The following is a 20,463-nucleotide window of genomic DNA, read 5'->3' on the forward strand; positions in this document are numbered from 1 at the left end:
TTAGTTTGATAGCAGTGGTCGTGTTTAGTTTTAGTACTATAAATAAATAATACCTACAAATGAACATTACCATAGAACTAGAAAAAATATTGCCAGCACACCGAGTAAAAACACGCTATATAGACTTAATATCGTTTGCTTCAGATGCTGGTTTTTATCATTTAGTTCCTAAAGCGGTAGTGCAGCCAATTGACGATGATGAAATCATCTCTTTATTTGAATTTTCTCAAAAACACGCCCTTCCTTTAGTGTTTCGAACAGGCGGTACCAGCCTTTCCGGACAATCTATTACAGACGGCATTTTGGTGGATTTAAGCAGCTCTTGGAAAAATATAAGTGTTGAAGCAAATGGAGAAACCGTGCGTGTGCAACCCGGTATTACAGGTGCCATGGTCAATGCACATTTAAAAAGATATAGCAGAAAAATTGGGCCAGACCCAGCCAGCATTAGTGCGGCTATGATGGGTGGCATCATATCTAACAATTCAAGCGGTATGTGTTGTGGAGTAAAGTTAAACTCATACCATACCGTAAAATATTTGCGTTTTATACTGCCGAATGGCCATACCTATTCAACAGAAATTAAGGATGATTATCACAGATTTGAGGTTTCAGAAAATGAGTTGTTTAATAAGCTATCGACCCTTCGAAATAAAATAATTTCCAACACTGAATTATACGACAGAATCCGAAAAAAATACCTGACCAAAAACACGGTTGGCTATTCATTGAATGCTTTTATTGATTATGAGCATCCTCTTGATATTTTGGCACATTTGTTAATTGGAGGCGAAGGAACATTAGCCTTTATTTCTGAAGTGGTCTTAAATACGGTGCCAGATTATAGCCATAAAGCTACTGCATTATTATACTTTTCAACCATCTCAGATGCTTGCGATGCCATAGTGCCTTTAACCAATTCTGGCGCTTTAATGGTGGAATTGATGGATAGAGCTTCTTTGAGGGCGGTTGAAAATAAGGATTCCATTCCTGATTTTGTAAAAACACTCCCAGAATCTGCAGCCGCTTTACTAGTGGAATATCAAGAAAACACTATTGAAGTTTTACATAAAAAAGTAGAAAACTTTTTAAAATCAGAAGTGTCAACAACGGTCATTCAAGCACCAAAATTTACAAGCGTCCCCTCTGAAATGGCGTCCTTATGGAAAGTTAGAAAAGGATTGTTTCCAGCAGTAGGAGCCGTGAGAGCCAGTGGTACTACCGTGATATTGGAAGATGTGGCATTTCCCGTCGAAAAATTGCGCAATGCCATCGTGGATTTACAAGAACTTTTTAAAAAGTATCAGTATAACGATGCCATTATATTTGGACATGCCAAAGATGGTAACATCCATTTTGTTGTGACACAAACTTTCAATTCGGAAGAAGAAATTAAGAGGTATGATTTGTTTATTAGAGAGGTAGTCAAACTTGTAGTTGAAAAATATGATGGTACTTTAAAAGCAGAACATGGTACCGGTAGGAACATGGCACCGTTTGTAGAAACCGAATGGGGCGGATTGGGTTATGACATCATGAAGATCTTAAAACAATCCATAGACCCACATTTGCTTTTAAATCCAGGAGTGATCATCAATGATGATAAAAACACCCATCTAAAAAATCTAAAAGAGTTACCAACAGTTGAAAGTGAAGTGGATACCTGTATCGAGTGTGGGTATTGCGAACACAAATGCCCGAGCAGAGATTTAACCACAACCCCAAGAAGACGTATTGTTGTGAGAAGGGCTTTAAAGACACTTGAAGTCAATGGAGATACCGCAAACTATAAACTATTAAAAGAACAGTTTCAATATGATGGCTTAGACACCTGTGCCGTTGATGGCTTGTGTGCAACTGCCTGCCCTGTGGATATCAATACGGGTGATTTGGTAAAAAGACTGCGAAGGGAAAACCATTCTTCCCTAGCAAATTCTATAGCTTTAAGGATTGCTAAAAACTTTAGCACCGTGCAATGGACTCTTAGAATGGCCATGAAGTCCGGCGTCATTATCAACAGTGTCTTTGGTAAAAGATCGATGACCAATTTAACAAACACAATAAAAAAAGTGATTCCGAGCGCGCCTTTATGGACAAGTCAAATAACATCACCACCTAAACTTTCGGTATTAAAAATTAAGGGTTCAAGAAAAAACGATGAACTTAAAATCATCTATTTCCCTTCCTGTATTTCAAGGTTACTTGGCCATTATGAGGGTAAAGAAAAAAATATTATGGAAGCCTTTATGAGTGTTTGTGAAAAATCGCATATTTCTGTTACTATTTTAAAAAATGTAAACAGTAACTGCTGCGGACAAATATATTCATCAAAAGGGCATGAAGATGCTTATCAATATACAGCAAACGCCATTGTTGAAAAACTATGGAAAGCAACTGAATCCGGAAAAACCCCAGTTGTAATAGATGTCAGTTCTTGTGCTTATACCCTAAAGCAAATTAGTCCCGCTTTAAGTTCAGAAAACAAAGAAAAATACCAAAAGTTAAACATCATGGATGCCGTAGAATTTTTAAATGACATGGTACGCCCTAAAGCAGAAGTCAAGAAACAAAAGGACACTATTGTTTTACATTCGGTATGTGCCTTGGAAAAATTGAAGATTGAGGATAAATTTTTAAATGTGGCCAATCATTTTGCAAAAGATGTTGTTTTGCCAAAGAACAATGGCTGTTGCGGAATGGCTGGCGATAGAGGGTTTTTATTTCCGGAATTGACCAAGTCGGCAACAAAACATGAAAAGCAGGACGTTGAAAACATAGCTTGTGATGGATATTATGCATCTACAAAAACATGTGAAATGTCAATGTCCGATGCCACCAATAAAAATTATGAGTCCATTCTGTTTTTGGTTGATGAATGTATTTAAAATAAAATGACTTTACTTTCTGAGGGGATTAATACAGATAAAATAGGTGTTGATTATCATTAAATACAAAAAATAGTAAGCATAATTAAAATAAAAACATTAATAACGATGAATAGAAAAATAGTAATATCAATAAGTTTTTTAGTAGTGATACTTTGTATCGTTTCGTGTTCAAACAAGGTTCAATATAAATATTCATTTCAAAACCCATCACTTCCGTTAGAGGAAAGAGTTGATAATTTGGTTTCCTTAATGACCATAGAGGAAAAAATCAGCCAGATGGTTAACAATGCTCCCGCCATCGAAAGATTGGATGTTCCAGCTTACAATTGGTGGAATGAAACATTACATGGAGTGGCCAGAAGTCCGTACAACGTTACCTCATATCCACAGGCCATAGGTATGGCTGCGGGTTGGAACCCTGCATCTTTGCAAACCATGGCAGATTATTGTGCAACGGAAGGACGGGCTATTTATAATGATTCGCAAAAAAAAGGAAACACGGGTATTTATTTAGGGTTAACCTATTGGTCTCCCAATATAAATATTTTTAGAGACCCGAGATGGGGGCGTGGGCAAGAGACCTATGGAGAAGATCCATTTTTAACAGGGACTTTAGGTAAAGCCTTTGTGAGGGGGATAGAAGGAGATAACCCTAATTATTTAAAAGCGTCGGCATGCGCCAAACACTATGCGGTACATAGCGGACCTGAATGGAATAGAAGCACGTTTAATGCTGAAGTTTCGGATTATGATCTATGGAATACCTATTTACCAGCTTTTAAAGATTTAATTGTTGATGCCAAGGTAAGTGGCGTTATGTGCGCTTATAACGCATTGGATGGGCAGCCCTGTTGTGCCAATGATAAGTTAATGAACACCATTTTAAGGGAGAAATGGAATTTTACAGGTTATGTGACATCAGACTGTGGTGGAATCAACCACTTTTGGAAAACACATAAAACACATCCCAATAAAGAAAGTGCCGCCGCTGCGGCTGTGTTGCATGGTACGGATTGTGAATGTTCAAGCGATCCTGCTTACAATGCCTTGTCCAAAGCACTTGCAGATGGGTTGTTGACTGAAAATGATATCAACACATCCGTTAAAAGATTGTTCACTATCAGGTTTCGTCTGGGCATGTTTGATCCTCCTTCAATGGTGCCATTTTCGGATATTGATGTTTCTGTCCTAGAACATAAGAAACATAAAGAACATGCCCTAAAAATGGCGCGGGAATCTATGGTGTTGTTAAAAAATGAAAACAAGACTTTGCCTATAAGTAAAAGCATCAAGAAGATTGCTATTGTAGGGCCAAATGCGGCTGATGAGTCTGTTTTATTGTCCAATTATTATGGGTCTCCATCAGAGGTAACATCTGTTGTAGAAGGGATCAGAGCAAAATTTAAGGGAGAGATAATCTATGAGCAAGGCGTAAATATAGCAGACAATGAAGTGTTCAAATCCCAATACAATCAAAAATTATTTACCCACAACGGTGTTGAAGGATTTAATGGGGCGTATTATAAGAATACAAAATTTGAGGGAGAACCAACAGTTGTTAAGTTAGATAAGACTGTTGATTTTCAGTGGGCAGACGGTGAGTTTGTTGCAGATGGAGTCATAGCCAATAGTGTATCCATGCGTTGGACATCTGAATACACTGCAGATAGAACGGCCGAAGTAACTTTTTCTTTAAAAGGAGATGATCATTGTAAATTATTTGTAGATGGCGAAAAGAAAATAGAAACAGATTTAAAAACCGGTTTTTATACATTCCAAGCTACAAAAGGAAAAACCTATAAATTGGTTATTGAGCTTGTCCAATATTCAGACAATGCAGAAGTTAAATTTGATGCAGGGTTTATAGAAAAGTTATCGCCTTTAGAAATTTCAAATCGTGTAAAAGATGCAGATGTTATTGTTTTCGTTGGAGGGATTTCAGCTAGTTTAGAAGGAGAGGCCATGCCTGTTTCAGTAAAAGGATTTAAAGGAGGCGACCGTACTAATATAGAATTACCGGCTGTGCAAACAGAAGTCCTAAAAGCCTTACATGCAACAGGAAAACCTGTGGTGTTTATCAATATGTCCGGCGGCGCTATGGGCTTTGAATGGGAAGCTGAGAATATTCCAGCAATCATTCAGGCATGGTATGCTGGTCAAGAAGGGGGAGCGGCCATTGCAGATGTATTGTTTGGAGATTACAATCCAGCAGGGCGCTTACCTGTAACTTTTTACAAAAACGTCAATCAATTACCGGATTTTGAGGATTACAATATGAATAACAGAACGTATCGATACTTCAAAGAAGAACCATTGTATGCGTTTGGTTATGGATTGAGTTACTCAACTTTTGCATATTCAAATTTAGAGATAGTTCAAAGCGATGGTGAAGAATTTATTGTAAGTGCAAATGTTACCAATACAGGTAAGTTTGATGGCGATGAAGTGGTTCAGCTCTATGTATCCAATAAAAATGATGAAAAAAATAAATCGATTAGAGATTTAAAAGGATTTAAGCGTATTATTTTAAAAGCAGGTGAAACCAAGGGGGTCACTTTTAATCTTAAAAATGAAGATCTTTCAATCCTTGATGATAATGGCAACAGCTTACCATTAAAAGGCACATTTGATTTTTCATTGGGAGGAGGACAACCTAATGAAAAATCACAGGATAAAAATAACGTAATAACAACTTCAATCTCTTTAAATTAAGGCTATAGTTTAAAGTGTTAACAGCTAAATTTTTATGATGAAAATTCAAAACTCAATTATAATTTTAGTATTCTTTACGATATTATCGTGTCAAAAAGAATCAAAACCAACTTACAAAGACAAGTCATTACCAATTGAAGAACGCATTAAAGATTTGGTAAACAAGATGACTCTAGAAGAAAAAACACTTCAGCTAACTCAACAGATCTGTGGATTAAACACAAACAAAAACAATATAGGGGAAGCCATAAAAGAAATCCCATCAGGGATAGGTTCTCTCATCTTTTTTAGTGCGGACCCTGTTTTTAGAAATAGTATCCAAAAGAAGGCCATGGAAGAATCCAGGCTTGGAATCCCTATCCTTTTTGGTTTTGACGTAATCCATGGATTTAGGACGGTTTATCCCATTTCACTTGCACAATCCTGCTCATGGAATCCAGCATTTGTTGAAAAAGCATGCGCTATTGCAGCAAAGGAATCCGTGCTGTCTGGTATAGATTGGACATTCTCTCCCATGATTGATGTATCAAGAGATCCACGCTGGGGACGCATTTCTGAAAGTTATGGCGAAGACCCCTATACAAATGCCGTGTTTGGGGTCGCTACCGTAAAAGGATATCAGGGAAAAAACTTATCAGACCCTTATTCCATAGCGGCCTGTTTAAAGCATTATGTAGGCTACGGTGTGTCTGAAGGTGGCCGTGATTATCGGTATAGTGATGTTTCGCGTCAATCGCTTTGGGAAACCTATTTACCTCCTTACGAAGCCGGTATAAAAGCAGGAGCGGCTACCGTGATGAGCGGATTTAACGATATCAGTGGCGTACCAGCATCTGCAAACCATTATATACTCACTGAAATTCTTAAAAACAAATGGGGGCATGATGGATTTGTTGTTTCCGATTGGTTAGCTATCGATCAACTTATTTACCAAGGTGTTGCGAAGGACAGAAAAGAAGCTGGCCTGAAAGCCTTTGAAGCAGGTATCGAAATGGACATGAAAGACAATATCTATGTTGAAAATTTCCCAGAACTCGTTGAAGAAGGAAAAATCACTATGGATCAAATAGATGAAGCCGTCTCAAGAGTATTGCGTGTCAAATTTCGTCTTGGTCTGTTTGATGATCCCTATACACCTGTTTTGGATGAAAAGGATAGAATCTTACAAAAGGAAGATATTGCCATTGCTCAAAATTTAGCAGAGGAATCCATGGTTCTTTTAAAAAATGAAAAACAAGTTCTGCCCATATCATCATCGATTAAAAGCATAGCTGTGATAGGTCCGATGGCCAAAGATAAATCAAATCTGCTAGGCTCATGGTCGTTCAATGGAAAGGCTGAAGATGTTGAGACCATCTATGAAGGTTTGGAAAAGGAATTCGGTTCACAGATCCAACTCAACTATGCTATGGGTTGTGATTTTGATGGTTCAGATGAAAGCCTTTTTCAAGAAGCCATAGCATCAGCTAAAAAGTCTGATATCATTTTAATTTGTTTGGGAGAGAAAAAGGAATGGAGCGGCGAAAATGCATCGCGTTCAACCATTGCGCTTCCGGTTATTCAAGAAAAACTAGTTTCAGAACTGAAGAAAACAGGAAAGCCAATCGTGTTGATTCTTTCAAATGGCAGACCTTTGGAATTAGTAAGGTTAGAACCACAAGTGGATGCCATAGTAGAGATATGGCAACCCGGTATTGCAGGCGGAACCCCATTGGCTGGTATTCTGTCGGGTAGGATAAACCCTTCTGGCAAGCTTTCTGTAACCTTTCCACTTACCACGGGTCAAATACCGACCTACTATAACATGCGCCAAAGTGCCCGCCCTTATGATAAGATGGGCGACTATCAGGATATACCAACGGAGCCTTTATATTGGTTTGGTCACGGTTTAAGCTATACAACTTATGAATATAGTCCTGTAAAATTATCAACCAATAATATATCCAAAGACCAAAAACTAAAAGTGGAGGTTACGGTTTCCAATACAGGAACTAAGGACGGTAAAGAAGCCGTTTTATGGTATATTTCAGATCCAGTTTGCTCTATTTCAAGACCGACGAAAGAATTGAAGCACTTTGAAAAGAAAGAAATAAAAGCAGGGAATAAGGTAATTTACAGTTTTGAGATAGACCCCATGCGGGATTTAAGCTATCCTGACAGCACAGGAAAACGTCTGCTTGAAGCTGGTGAATTTTATGTCCATGTGAATAACCAAAAAATAAGGTTTGAACTGCTATAGATAGTTGAAGTATTTAATCAAAGCACTAAAGTTTAAGCTAAATGATAATTAATGGATTAGTCAAACTTTTTGTAACAACTTATAAAAATCAGCTTATGTACAATAATTAATGTCAAAAATGACACGAATAAATGAGAATTTAAAATTATTTCAAGAATAAACTAAAAAAATAAATAATAATAAAAAATGAAAAGAGTTGTCACATTTGGAGAGATCATGCTAAGATTAGCTCCAGAAGGATTTTTAAGATTTTCGCAATCTAATAGATTTGATGTAGTATATGGAGGAGGCGAATCCAATGTAGCGGTATCACTAGCCAATTATGGAATTCCAGTAGATTTTGTAACCCGTTTACCAAAGAATGATTTAGGCGAATGTGCCATGATGGAAATGCGTAAACGCGGGGTCAATGTTGATAATATTATTTATGGAGGCGATCGTTTAGGAATTTATTTTTTAGAAACTGGAGCCGTAAGTAGAGGTAGTAAAGTAGTCTATGATAGAGCGCATTCAGCTATGGCAGAGATAGAACCAGGGATGATCAATTGGGAAGAAGTGTTTAAAGGCGCCGAATGGTTTCATTGGACTGGCATAACTCCAGCGATTTCACAAGGTGCAGCCGATGCATGTTTGGAAGCTGTAAAGGTAGCCAGTAAATTAGGTGTAACAATTTCGACCGATTTAAACTATAGAGCGAAGCTTTGGAAGTTTGGCGCCGATAGAGTAGCGATTATGACCGAGTTGACATCATACTGTGATGTTATATTAGGAAATGAAGAAGATGCAGAGATGCACTTTGGTATCAAGCCAGAAGGCATCAGTGTTCAAACACAAGGCCATGAAATAAAAGCAGAAGCTTTCTTATCAGTATGTCAGCAAATGATGGAAAAATTCCCAAAAGCAAAAAAAGTGATAACAACCTTGAGAGGATCTATTTCAGCATCGCATAATACCTGGGCGGGTGTTTTATATGACGGTAAGAAAATGTATGAATCACATCAATATCAAATCACAGATATAGTAGATAGAGTAGGAGGCGGCGATAGTTTTATGGGTGGCTTAATCTACGGATTATTAACCTATCCAGATGATGACCAAAATGCTTTAAACTTTGCAGTGGCCGCCTCTTGTTTAAAACATACTATTAAAGGTGATGCAAACTTGGTGACTGTAGATGAAGTAAAGAAACTTATGGGTGGAGATTCTTCAGGGAGGGTAGCCAGATAAAAAATAAATAATTAAATTTTAAGACGATTATAGAATGGCACAATTTACAAGAATAGAAGTAGCAATAGCCATGAAAGACACTGGAATGATTCCTTTGTTCTTTCATAATGATGTAGAATTAAGTAAAAACATTCTTAAGGCCTGCTATGATGGCGGAGCTAGATTGATGGAATTTACTGCACGCGGCGATTTTGCTCATGAGGTTTTTGGGGAGTTAACCAAATATGCTATTAAAGAACTTCCAGGAATGATTATGGGAGTAGGTTCTGTGACCGATGCTGCAGCTGCTTCACTTTACATAGCATTAGGAGCTAACTTCATTGTAACTCCTGTCCTCAGAGAAGATATAGCAATAGTTTGTAACAGGCGTAAAATTTTGTGGTCACCAGGCTGTGGAACCTTAACAGAAATAACCAGAGCGGAAGAGTTAGGTTGTGAAATTATTAAGTTGTTTCCTGGAGATATCTACGGGCCACAATTTGTGAAAGGTATCAAGGGGCCACAACCATGGACTAATATTATGCCAACAGGAGGTGTGTCACCAACAGAAGAGAATTTAAAAGGATGGTTTGATGCAGGCGTAACATGTGTTGGTATAGGATCACAATTAATTTCAAAAGATATTATTGCGAATAAAGATTATGTTAAGCTTAAACAGAAAGTTAAAGAAGCTTTAGATATTATAAAAGTTGTTAAATAGTATATTAAATTTTAGTGTAGAATACATACTAAATGTAGCGTTGATTTTTCGTTTATGTATAAGTAAAGTTGAGTGATTGTGTGCGAGGATTTTCCGAAGGAGGATGAGATGCTTGCAAAATAAAATCTGACTTTAGATTATGCCAAACTAGCATTTTTTTTTCTAAGATGTTATGTGGCGTTTTTTATTTCAATAATGGAATAACTTGGAGATATCTATTCTTTCCTTTTTTTTAGCATTTTTCTAACATTGCCAATATCAATAATATATTAAATAAATCGAACGAAAACAGTAAAATGCTGGGATTAGAGAATGTCTACAGCCAACGATCTCATATTATCTGCTGATCTTTTATCTAGTTTTTTATATATTACTATACAATGGCTAATAAGTAAATCCAATTGAAAAACTAAGTAATCAACTGGATATAAATGTCGTTGTAAGCTAATTTTTCTTCCATAGGTTTTCCATCTCTTCTAAAGTTTTTCCTTTGGTCTCGGGTACAAATTTCCATACCAATATAGCGGCAAGTACACCCATGACTCCATAAATCCAATAGGCAAATCCATGATTAAATTTTTCTAATAAATACGAATTTTTATCCATCAGAGGGAAGGTCCATGATACCAAATAATTTGAAATCCATTGGGCTGCAACTGCTATTGACAATGCACGACTCCTTATTTTATTTGGAAAAATCTCTGATAATAGCACCCAACATACAGGTCCCCAACTCATGGCAAAACTGGCCACATAAATAAGCATAAACACCAAAGCTGCAATACCTATAGTTTGAGTAAAAAAAGTTGTTCCCAAGGCAAACATGGAAATGGCCATACCCAGAGCGCCTATTATCATTAAAGGTTTTCTACCAAATCTATCAACCGTCATGATGGCTAATACGGTAAAAATTAAATTAACTGAACCTACAATAATGGTTTGTAACAATGCTATGTCTGTTCCCGCCCCCATACCTTTAAAAATTTCTGGAGCATAATATAATACCACATTAATACCTACAAATTGTTGAAAAACCGAGAGTAAAATTCCAATAACAATAATGCCTATTCCAAATGAAAATAATTTACCTGAATGACTTACTACGGTGTTTTGTATTTCAGCCAATATTTTTTTAGCTTCCTCAATACCATTTACTTTTATTAAAACATCTAAAGCTTTTTCTGGTTGTGACTTTAATACCAACGATCTTGGTGTATCTGGTACAAGAATCAGCATGACCAGGAAAAAGGTGGCTGGAATAATTTCAGAAGCAAACATCCAACGCCATCCAACGGTATTTGACCAAGAATCATTTCCTTGTCTTGATATATAATAGTTAACAAAGTAAACCACTAACATCCCAAAAATAATCGCAAATTGATTTAAAGACACCAATTTACCTCTTATTTTAGCTGGTGCAATCTCTGCAATATACAGCGGAGAAAGCATTGAGGCCAGCCCAACGCCTATACCTCCAACAATCCTGTAAATGATAAATATGTAAATAAATGTATGGTCAGCATCCCCAATAGGTTTTAAGAATATTTCAGGCATTGCCGAACCAATAGCAGATATTAAAAATAAAATGGCGGCTAAAACCAACCCATTTCTACGCCCAAGCTTTTTACTGATGATGCCCCCTGAAATTCCACCAATAATACATCCAATTAAGGCGCTGGAAACCACAAATCCCAATCTGGCATTTGCACTCATTTCATCCAAACCAAAGGGTAGCACAAAAAAATTTTCCAAAGAACTTACTGTTCCCGATATCACTGCTGTATCATACCCGAACAGTAATCCTCCTAAAGTTGCAACTAAGGTTAGTTTTAATAAATAACTGGTATTTGCTGATAGTCCCATAGAATCGTTAGATTATATATACTGATTAATAATATTTTCAAACAACTCTTGTTTACCACTTTTAAGAGGTAATTCAGCGTTTTCCTGCGCTATTTTATACAAGTCTGACAAGCTTAATTTACCAGTTTCAAAATCTTTTCCTTTACCAGTATCAAATGAACTGTATCGTTCTTTTCTTAATTTTTCATAAGGAGATGACGCTATAATTTTATCTGCAGTTAGTAAGGCTCTCGCAAACGTATCAGCGCCTCCAATATGTGCGTGGAACACATCTTCTAAATCTGTAGAATTTCTTCTGATTTTGGCATCAAAATTTATTCCTCCGCCTTGTAAACCTCCCGCTTTAAGAAACACTAACATAGCTTCTGTAGTTTCTTGGATGTTGTTTGGAAATTGGTCGGTATCCCAACCGTTTTGATAATCACCACGATTAGCATCTAAACTACCTAACATACCTGCTTTGGCTGCTGTTTCAATTTCATGCTGGAATGTGTGCTGTGCCAAAGTAGCATGATTTACTTCAATATTTATTTTGAAGTCTTTATCTAAACCAAATTGGCGTAAAAATCCAATAGCGGTAGCCGTATCAAAATCATATTGATGTTTCATCGGTTCCATAGGTTTAGGCTCAATTAAAAAGTTACCTTTAAATCCTTGAGAACGGGCATAATCTCTAGCCATAGTTAGAAATTGACCCAAATGATCCAATTCACGACCCATATCGGTATTTAATAAAGACATATAGCCTTCACGTCCGCCCCAAAAAACATAATTCTCACCACCTAATTTAATAGTGGCATCCAATGCTAGTTTAATTTGACCACCAGCTCTAGCAACCACATTAAACTCTGGATTGGTTGCTGCACCATTCATATATCTTGGGTTTGAAAAACAGTTAGCTGTACCCCAAAGTAGTTTAATGCCAGATTGTGCTTGCTTTTCCTTTATATAGCTGGTAATTGTATCCAATCTTTCTTCAGATTCAGAAAAGGTTGCACCCTCTTGAACTAAATCATAATCATGAAAACAGAAATAGTCAAAGCCCATTTTACTTATAAATTCAAAAGCAGCATCGGCTTTATCTTTTGCCGCTTGGATAGGGTTATTGGATTGATCCCATTCAAATTTTTGAGTACCTGATCCGAATGGATCAGATCCTTGACCACAGAAGGTATGCCAATAGGCTATAGCGAATTTAAAATGCTCGCGCATCGTTTTTCCAGCAACCACTTGTTCTGGATTATAATATTTAAAAGCTAAAGGATTATCTGATGCCACACCTTCAAATTTAATGTCTTTGATTCCTTTATAATATTCTTTGTCTCCTAAAATCGCCATTGTTTTATGTTTTAAAAAGTTTATGTTTTGTTTATTTTATTTAAAATAAGATTTAATTCAGCTTTCCAGTTTTCATAAGCCTTTAAATAAGGAGCTTTATCTTTAAGGGGCATAAACGTCTTGATGTAGTCGTTTTCTTCAACAAGTTTAGCATAAGATTCAAAATCACCGTTGTGCAATCCCGCAGCCCTAGCCGCCCCTATAGCTCCTGTTGTGTTATATATTTCAATTTCTTGGTTTATTAATGTGGCAACGGTACTAGCGAAGATTTCTGAACGGAATAAATTATCGTTTCCTGCTCTCATAACATTGATTTTAATACCATCAGATTTTAAGATCTCCATTCCGTATACGAATGAAAAAGCAATGCCCTCTAAAGCAGCTCTGCAAACATGGCCTTTTTGATGGTTATTCAAATTCAAATTAACCAATCGGGAGCCTATTTCCATATTGTTTAGCATTCTTTCAGCACCATTACCAAAGGTTAGCATACAAACGCCATCTGAACCCACTGGAACTTGTGATGCCAATTGATTCATCTCATCATAAGAATGAACAGATAAATTTTTTAGCAGCCATCTGTATTGAATACCTGCTCCATTAATATTGAGTAATTTTCCAATTCTGGGATTTGATTGTTTATAGTTTACATGCGCAAAATTATTAACTCTCGTACTTTCTTTACCCGATAAACTTTCGGTTACGGCATAGATGACACCTGATGTTCCGCAGGTAGCAGCAACTTCTCCAGGGTTAAATATATTTAGAGATAACGCGTTGTTAGGTTGATCTCCAGCTCTATATAATATTGGGGTACCAGCTGCTAGACCGCTTTCCAATTCTCCTTTTTCATCTACAACAGATTGCAAGCCAAATGTGTCAACAATATCTGGCACTAATGATTCATCGATTCCATAAAATTCTAATAGAAAATGGGCAATATTATCCTTTTTGAAATCCCAAAAAACACCTTCCGAAAGTCCAGAAATGGTTGTATTTATTTTGTTGGAAAACCTAAAGGCAATATAATCGCCAGGGAGCATAAACTTAAAAGCTTTTTTATAAATGTCTGCTTCGTTATCTTTTACCCATTTTAATTTGGAAGCCGTAAAATTTGCTGGAGAGTTCAATAATAGGCTAGTACATTTTTCACTTCCAATGTTTAAAAACGCATCTTTTCCAATTTGAACAGCTCTACTATCACACCAAAGAATACTTTTTCTTAAGGGCTTGCCATCAATGTCCACTAAAACCAAACCATGCATTTGGTACGAAATGCCAATACCTTTTATTTGGTTTCTTGAGACTGTGTATTTCTTTTTTAAATGTCCAATAGCCTTACATATATGTCGCCACCATTCTTCTGGATTTTGTTCCGCCCATCCATTTTTCAAAGCAAGCATGCTCATTTCGGTTTTGGGTTCTTGTATAACACCAATGCTTTTTCCTGTTGAAATTTCAACCAAAGCAGCTTTTATTGACGAACTACCTATATCAAATCCTATATAATACATCTTTTTATAATGAGTCTCTTATAATTAATTTTGTTGGCACTAAATATTGTATTTGCTTGTCTTCCATTATAAATTCGGCTGCTTTGGTACCCAGTTCCTTAAAATCTGTCGAGACTACTGTGATGCCTTTATAGATGAATTTTTTCATGGGGGTTTCATTGTATGATAGAAAGCCCACATCTACCCCTGGTTCAAATTCCTTATCCCTACACTGCTCTAAAAATAATCCCAGCATCCTATCGCTGACACTTATATAGGCTACATTTCTTTCAACATTAAACTCTTTCGAATTGGTAATCATTTTAAAATCAAATTGATTTTTTTTACAGAATTTTTTAAAATATTCAACAGTTTCAATAGGGTGATTAGTAAATGAAGGATATAAGAAATGAATCTCTTTATACTTTTTGAACAACTCTAACCCTTGCTCTAAAGAATTTAAAAACGATGGCCCAAAATCTTGGTACACATAATTGTTTTCTTTAGTAGCGTTTATTTTCCAGTCAATTAACAACAATTTATCATCGCTGATTTTTGATAAAATTGACGGAATGGTTTTGTTGTCGAAGCCCATCACGACATATTTATAATATTTACCAATATTGTTGTTGATTATAGTTTTAAAGTTATCGATATTATAATGGTGAAATTGAACATCCGTTATGATTGTGTCTGGTAAGTTGTTAGTAAATGAATGGTATAAAACTTCTTTATAAGCTTTGAGGGTGTCTAAAACCAAAAGCACCTTTTTTGTTTTACTGGCTACATAATAGCCTTTATTTGGAACTGCTTCAATAACACCAGCATCCTTAAGTATTGAGTACGCTTTAAAAACGGTGTCTCTAGATAATTTACAGTCCTTACAAATGGAATTTACAGAAGGTAAAGTATAGCCAATTGATATAAGATCCTTTGAAATACTATCATTGATTGCATTTACAATTTGTTGATATTTTGGAGTATCACTATCATGATCAATATTTAATGACAAATTATTTTTCATATACTGTTCTGTTCTGGTATGTGAAAATATAATATATTTGTGTATTAGAAAAGAATATTTGAGAAATTAAGTTAATAATTTATAGTCTCGAATAAAAGCAAAAAGATTTATGCGTCATGCATTGACAAGAAATGTGGAAATTTTATAACGCAATTTTAGCGAAATTTAAAAATGTTCAAAATCAACCAGAAAAAAAATAATCTAGAAATAATAGGCATAAAAAAAAGTGTCTAAAGCAAAAATTCATCTTAACCAAGGTGCCAGTTTACAAGAACTAACATTAGGAGGTCATGAATTGATAAAGGACATGTCACCATTTGCATATGATACTACATATGCTTCTTCAATTCTGTTTCCATTTGCTAATAGAATTAAAGATGGTAGCTATACATTTGAAGGGATTTCCTATCAATTTGATATTAATGAAGAGAAGCTGAATAATGCGCTTCATGGACTGGTATATAATAAAACATTTGAGGTTATACATAAAGAGGGTACTGAAACATATGCTTCAGTAAAACTTATGTATCATGAAAAAAATGAATCTAACGGATTTCCATTCACATATGTCATTTGCCTGGAATATATATTAACAGAAACCACAATAGATTTAAATGTGGAAATAAAAAACACTGATTCTAAACCTTTTCCTTTTACCTTGGGTTGGCATCCCTATTTTTTAAGTAGTGATTTGCATAATAGTTCACTTATTTTTGATTCCAATTTAAAATTACAATTAGACAAAAGAAATATAACAGAAAAAATTGTGATCAATGAGAATGCTGATTGCTTTAAAATAAATAATCAATTTTTAGATGATTGTTTTGTTTTAAATTCTAAATATACTGTGTTTAAAACACCAAAATACGTTTTAACTTTAAGAACATCTGAAGAAGATTCCTATTTACAACTCTACACACCACCACAAAAAAACACCATTGCCATAGAACCAACTACAGGGGGTTCAGATAGTTTTAACAATGGTATAGGGTTAAAAACATTGAAGCCCGGTGATACGTACTCAATCAACTGGAATTTAAATATTGATAATGTTTAAACTAAAAACATGAATACCAATTTAATACAAAAGATTAAAATTAGTTTTCAGGAAAGATTTAAAACAGAACCACTGATGATATTTTCCCCAGGCAGAATTAATATTATTGGAGAACACACCGATTATAACGGTGGCTTTGTGTTTCCTGCAGCTATTAATAAAGGTATTATAGCCGCCATAGGAAAAAGTGATTCAAAGAGTTTTTCCATGGCTTATGCTGTAGATAAAGAGGAAATCGTTACGATTTATTTAAATGATTTAAAGCCTTCATCTAAAGGGAGCTGGGAAAATTATGTATTGGGCGTGGTGGCTGAACTTCAAAGCAGAAATATTACCATCGGCAATTTTAATATTGCTTTTGGTGGTGATATTCCTAGAGGCGCAGGTATGTCGTCATCAGCCGCATTAGAAAATAGTGTGGTGTTTGGTCTAAATGAACTGTTTGATTTGAGTTTATCAAAAGATGAGATGATTTTAATCTCACAAATGGCAGAACATAACTATGTTGGTGTTAAATGTGGCATCATGGACCAGTATGCTAGTATGTTTGGTATAGTGAACAATGCATTTTTATTGGATTGCAGAACAGTAAAATCAAAGAGTTATGAAATTGACTTTAAAGATCATGAGCTGATATTAATCAATACTAATGTAAAACATAATTTATCTGATAGTGCATATAATGACAGACGTTCGGTTTGTGAGTCTATTGCAGATTTGCTGAATGTAAAAGCACTTAGAGATGCCACTGAATATGATTTAGAATCAATAAGGAATAATGTAACGCCCGAAAATTACCAAAAGGCACTCTATGTGATTCAAGAAAACGATAGAGCAGTCAAAGCATCAAAAGCGATAGAAGCGGGTGATTTAGAATTACTAGGGAAATTAATCTATGCCTCACATGAAGGCTTACAACATCAATACAAAGTAAGTTGTGAAGAATTAGATTTTTTAGTTGACCAAGCGAAATTGAATAGCCATATTTTAGGAGCAAGAATGATGGGCGGTGGTTTTGGTGGTTGCACCATTAATTTGATAGAAAAAATCGAAACAGAATCTTTTAAAGTCTATGTTGCCGAAGCCTATAGAAATCAATTCCATAAAGATTGTTCTATATACGAAGTAGCACTTTCAAATGGTACAGGCATTATTGAATAACTAATCAAGATGATTAATAGTATGAATTCGGATCTACAAGATTACTCACATAAGCGTTTAAATATACTAACAGGCGAATGGGTATTGGTATCACCACATCGGGCCAAACGCCCATGGCAAGGGCAAAACGAAGAAGTTTCCAATCAAAAGAGACCAACTTATGATAGTACCTGTTATTTATGTGCGGGTAACACAAGAATCAATGGCGAACTAAACCCAAAATACGAAGATGTTTTTGTGTTTACCAATGATTTTGCAGCTTTACAGAATGATTCTAAAATATTCAAAAAAGAAGACGGCTTGCTAATAGCACATAGCGAAAAAGGTATTTGTAAAGTAGTATGTTTTAGTCCAGACCATTCTAAAAGTTTGGGAGATATGGACCCAAAAGATATCACTAAAATAGTAGAGGTATGGCAAAATGAATATAGAGAACTAGGGAAAAACAAAAGCATTAACTATGTTCAAATATTTGAGAACAAAGGGGCTATAATGGGTTGTAGCAATCCGCATCCACATGGACAGATATGGAGCCAGTCAACACTGCCAAATGAAGTTGATAAAAAGAATACACAGCAGTTAAAATATTACAATACAAACAAAAATAGTCTTTTAGGAGATTATTTAAATCAAGAATTAAAAAAACAAGAACGCATTATTTTTGAAAATGAGTCTTTTGTTATTCTGGTACCTTTCTGGGCTATCTGGCCATTTGAAACGATGATATTGCCTAAGAGACACCAAAAAAATATTTTGGAGATGACAGAAAAAGAATCGAATCTTTTTGCAGAAGCTATATCAGTTATCACCAAAACATACGATAAATTATTCAATACCTCATTTCCTTATTCTAGTGGTATACATCAGTCACCAACGGATGGAAAAGACCATAGCCATTGGCATTGGCATATGAGTTTTTATCCACCACTACTAAGAAGTGCAACGGTTAAGAAATTTATGGTAGGTTATGAGATGTTTGGTTCACCACAACGAGATATAACGGCGGAAATAGCATCTCAAAGTTTAAAAGAATTAATTTTTTAAAAGAATAGCAAAGCAAACTAAACTATTATGACATCAAATTTTGAATTTTGGGACTATTTCGTCTTTATTGCGTATGCCATATTAATATTAGGAGTCGGCTTATGGGTTTCCAGAGATAAAAAGGGACATCAAAAAAATGCAGAAGATTATTTTTTAGCCAGTAAATCATTACCATGGTGGGCTATTGGCGCCTCATTAATCGCGGCTAATATATCAGCAGAGCAATTTATAGGGATGTCCGGTTCTGGTTTTGCATCAGGACTAGCTATAGCCAGTTATGAATGGATGGGCGCCATCACATTAATAATAGTTGGAAAATTTTTTCTACCCATATTTATAGAAAAAGAACTTTACACCATTCCAGAATTCCTTGAAAAGCGATTTTCTACTAATCTAAAAACCATTTTAGCAATATTTTGGATCGCTTTGTATGTATTTGTAAACCTAACCACCGTTTTGTATTTAGGCGCTTTGGCATTAGAAACAATTATGGGCATTCCAATGATGTATGGTGTTTTGGGATTAGCATTGTTTTCCGCGGCCTATTCGTTATATGGAGGCTTATCAGCTGTAGCTTGGACCGATGTGATTCAAGTCATTTTTTTAGTGTTGGGTGGATTAATAACAACCTATTTAGCATTAAACACCTTATCAGACGGCGCAGGTTTTATGGCTGGATTGACTACGATTTATGACACCGTACCAGAACGTTTTGCCATGATCTTAGATAAATCAAATCCAGAGTATAACAATCTACCGGGGCTGGGTGTAATAGTAGGAGGTATGTGGGTAGCGAATTTATATTATTGGGGATTCAATCAGTATATTATTCAAAGAACCTTAGCAGCCAAATCTTTAAAAGAAGCTCAGAAAGGAATTTTGTTTGCAGCGTTTTTAAAATTAATAATTCCGTTAATAGTAGTTATCCCAGGAATAGCAGCTTATTTAATGATTAACGATCCAGAGATTATGGGGCGACTGGGCGATGCTGCATTAAATAATATTCCTTCATTAGAACAAGCCGATAAAGCCTACCCTTGGTTATTGCAATTTTTACCAACAGGACTTAAAGGCGTTGCCTTTGCAGCCTTAGCAGCAGCAATTGTGTCGTCGTTAGCCTCTATGTTAAATTCGACATCAACCATTTTTACCATGGATATTTATAAGCAGTATATCAATAAGAATGCTAATGATAAAGCGACGGTAAGTATGGGTAGAAAATCAGCAGGTGTAGCCTTACTAGTAGCCTGTATTATGGCGACACAATTAGGTGATATAGACCAAGCGTTTCAATTTATACAAGAATATACGGGTGTTGTGAGTCCGGGGATTTTGGCAGTATTCATTTTAGGATTATTCTGGAAGAAAACCACAAATAAGGCAGCGATTGTAGGTGCCTTAGTATCTATTCCGATAGCGATGTATTTTAAAGTAGCACCAAAAGGCTGGTCAACATCCTATATTTTTGTGGATGTGCCTTTTATGGATCAGATGGGATACACAGCTATATTAACAATGATTGTTATAGCATTAGTTAGTTATTTTCAACACAATGGCGCCGATGATGAAAAAGGCATTGACATCACTAAAGACTTATTTAAAACAAGCCCACTATTCAACATAGGTGCTTTCTCTGTGATGCTCATCCTAGTAGTATTATATAGCGTGTTTTGGAATTAGTTATTTAATTAAGATAGAAGTTTGTTTTCTACTAACA

Annotated in this window: 13 protein-coding genes; 9 read left to right on the forward strand and 4 right to left on the reverse strand. The window is 35.7% G+C overall.

Annotation, left to right across the window (positions count from 1 at the left end; translation table 11 throughout):
* The first annotated feature begins 59 nt into the window (after positions 1-59).
* The 5 genes from A9996_RS01045 to A9996_RS01065 all read left to right on the forward strand — a co-directional run bounded on the left by A9996_RS01045 (position 60) and on the right by A9996_RS01065 (position 9,766).
* Positions 60-2,885 (forward strand): FAD-binding and (Fe-S)-binding domain-containing protein, encoded by a 2,826-nt coding sequence (locus tag A9996_RS01045; protein ID WP_066429974.1) that lies wholly within the window; start codon positions 60-62, stop codon positions 2,883-2,885.
* A gap of 279 nt (positions 2,886-3,164) precedes the next feature.
* On the forward strand, positions 3,165-5,600 hold the full coding sequence (locus tag A9996_RS01050; RefSeq protein WP_248912302.1) for a glycoside hydrolase family 3 C-terminal domain-containing protein: 2,436 nt from the start codon (positions 3,165-3,167) through the stop codon (positions 5,598-5,600).
* A 34-nt stretch (positions 5,601-5,634) separates the two neighbouring features.
* Positions 5,635-7,839 (forward strand): glycoside hydrolase family 3 N-terminal domain-containing protein, encoded by a 2,205-nt coding sequence (locus A9996_RS01055; protein ID WP_211272619.1) that lies wholly within the window; start codon positions 5,635-5,637, stop codon positions 7,837-7,839.
* A gap of 186 nt (positions 7,840-8,025) precedes the next feature.
* On the forward strand, positions 8,026-9,066 hold the full coding sequence (locus A9996_RS01060; protein ID WP_066429981.1) for a sugar kinase: 1,041 nt from the start codon (positions 8,026-8,028) through the stop codon (positions 9,064-9,066).
* A 34-nt stretch (positions 9,067-9,100) separates the two neighbouring features.
* Positions 9,101-9,766, forward strand: coding sequence for a bifunctional 4-hydroxy-2-oxoglutarate aldolase/2-dehydro-3-deoxy-phosphogluconate aldolase (locus A9996_RS01065; RefSeq protein WP_066429983.1), 666 nt, complete (start codon positions 9,101-9,103; stop codon positions 9,764-9,766).
* Positions 9,767-10,210: 444 nt separating this feature from the next.
* Here the strand turns inward: A9996_RS01065 and xylE are convergent, their stop codons facing one another.
* Genes xylE through A9996_RS01085 form a run of 4 tightly spaced genes read right to left on the reverse strand, consistent with a single transcriptional unit; the run spans position 10,211 to position 15,484 of the window.
* Positions 10,211-11,629 (reverse strand): D-xylose transporter XylE, encoded by a 1,419-nt coding sequence (xylE, locus tag A9996_RS01070; RefSeq protein ID WP_066429987.1) that lies wholly within the window; start codon positions 11,627-11,629, stop codon positions 10,211-10,213.
* 12 nt (positions 11,630-11,641) lie between these two features.
* Positions 11,642-12,967 carry a xylose isomerase gene (gene xylA, locus A9996_RS01075; protein WP_066429989.1) on the reverse strand — a complete coding sequence of 442 codons (1,326 nt, stop codon included), beginning with the start codon at positions 12,965-12,967 and terminating at the stop codon, positions 11,642-11,644.
* 20 nt (positions 12,968-12,987) lie between these two features.
* The gene (locus tag A9996_RS01080) at positions 12,988-14,481 is read right to left on the reverse strand and encodes a xylulokinase (RefSeq protein WP_066429993.1); all 1,494 of its coding nucleotides are present in this window, start codon (positions 14,479-14,481) and stop codon (positions 12,988-12,990) included.
* 4 nt (positions 14,482-14,485) lie between these two features.
* A complete protein-coding gene (locus A9996_RS01085; RefSeq protein WP_066429994.1) occupies positions 14,486-15,484 on the reverse strand; it encodes a GntR family transcriptional regulator in 999 nt (332 codons plus the stop codon).
* A gap of 226 nt (positions 15,485-15,710) precedes the next feature.
* Between A9996_RS01085 and A9996_RS01090 the strand changes: the two genes are divergently transcribed.
* Genes A9996_RS01090 through A9996_RS01105 form a run of 4 tightly spaced genes read left to right on the forward strand, consistent with a single transcriptional unit; the run spans position 15,711 to position 20,426 of the window.
* On the forward strand, positions 15,711-16,541 hold the full coding sequence (locus tag A9996_RS01090) for an aldose 1-epimerase (RefSeq protein ID WP_066429995.1): 831 nt from the start codon (positions 15,711-15,713) through the stop codon (positions 16,539-16,541).
* A 9-nt stretch (positions 16,542-16,550) separates the two neighbouring features.
* The gene (galK, locus tag A9996_RS01095) at positions 16,551-17,702 is read left to right on the forward strand and encodes a galactokinase (protein ID WP_066429996.1); all 1,152 of its coding nucleotides are present in this window, start codon (positions 16,551-16,553) and stop codon (positions 17,700-17,702) included.
* 21 nt (positions 17,703-17,723) lie between these two features.
* Positions 17,724-18,746 (forward strand): UDP-glucose--hexose-1-phosphate uridylyltransferase, encoded by a 1,023-nt coding sequence (locus A9996_RS01100; protein WP_066430244.1) that lies wholly within the window; start codon positions 17,724-17,726, stop codon positions 18,744-18,746.
* A gap of 27 nt (positions 18,747-18,773) precedes the next feature.
* Entirely contained in the window at positions 18,774-20,426 is a 1,653-nt protein-coding gene (locus A9996_RS01105) for a sodium/sugar symporter (protein WP_066429997.1), read from the forward strand.
* The last annotated feature ends 37 nt before the right edge of the window (positions 20,427-20,463 follow it).

Source organism: Gelidibacter algens, from assembly GCF_001678675.1.
Taxonomy (GTDB): domain Bacteria; phylum Bacteroidota; class Bacteroidia; order Flavobacteriales; family Flavobacteriaceae; genus Gelidibacter; species Gelidibacter algens.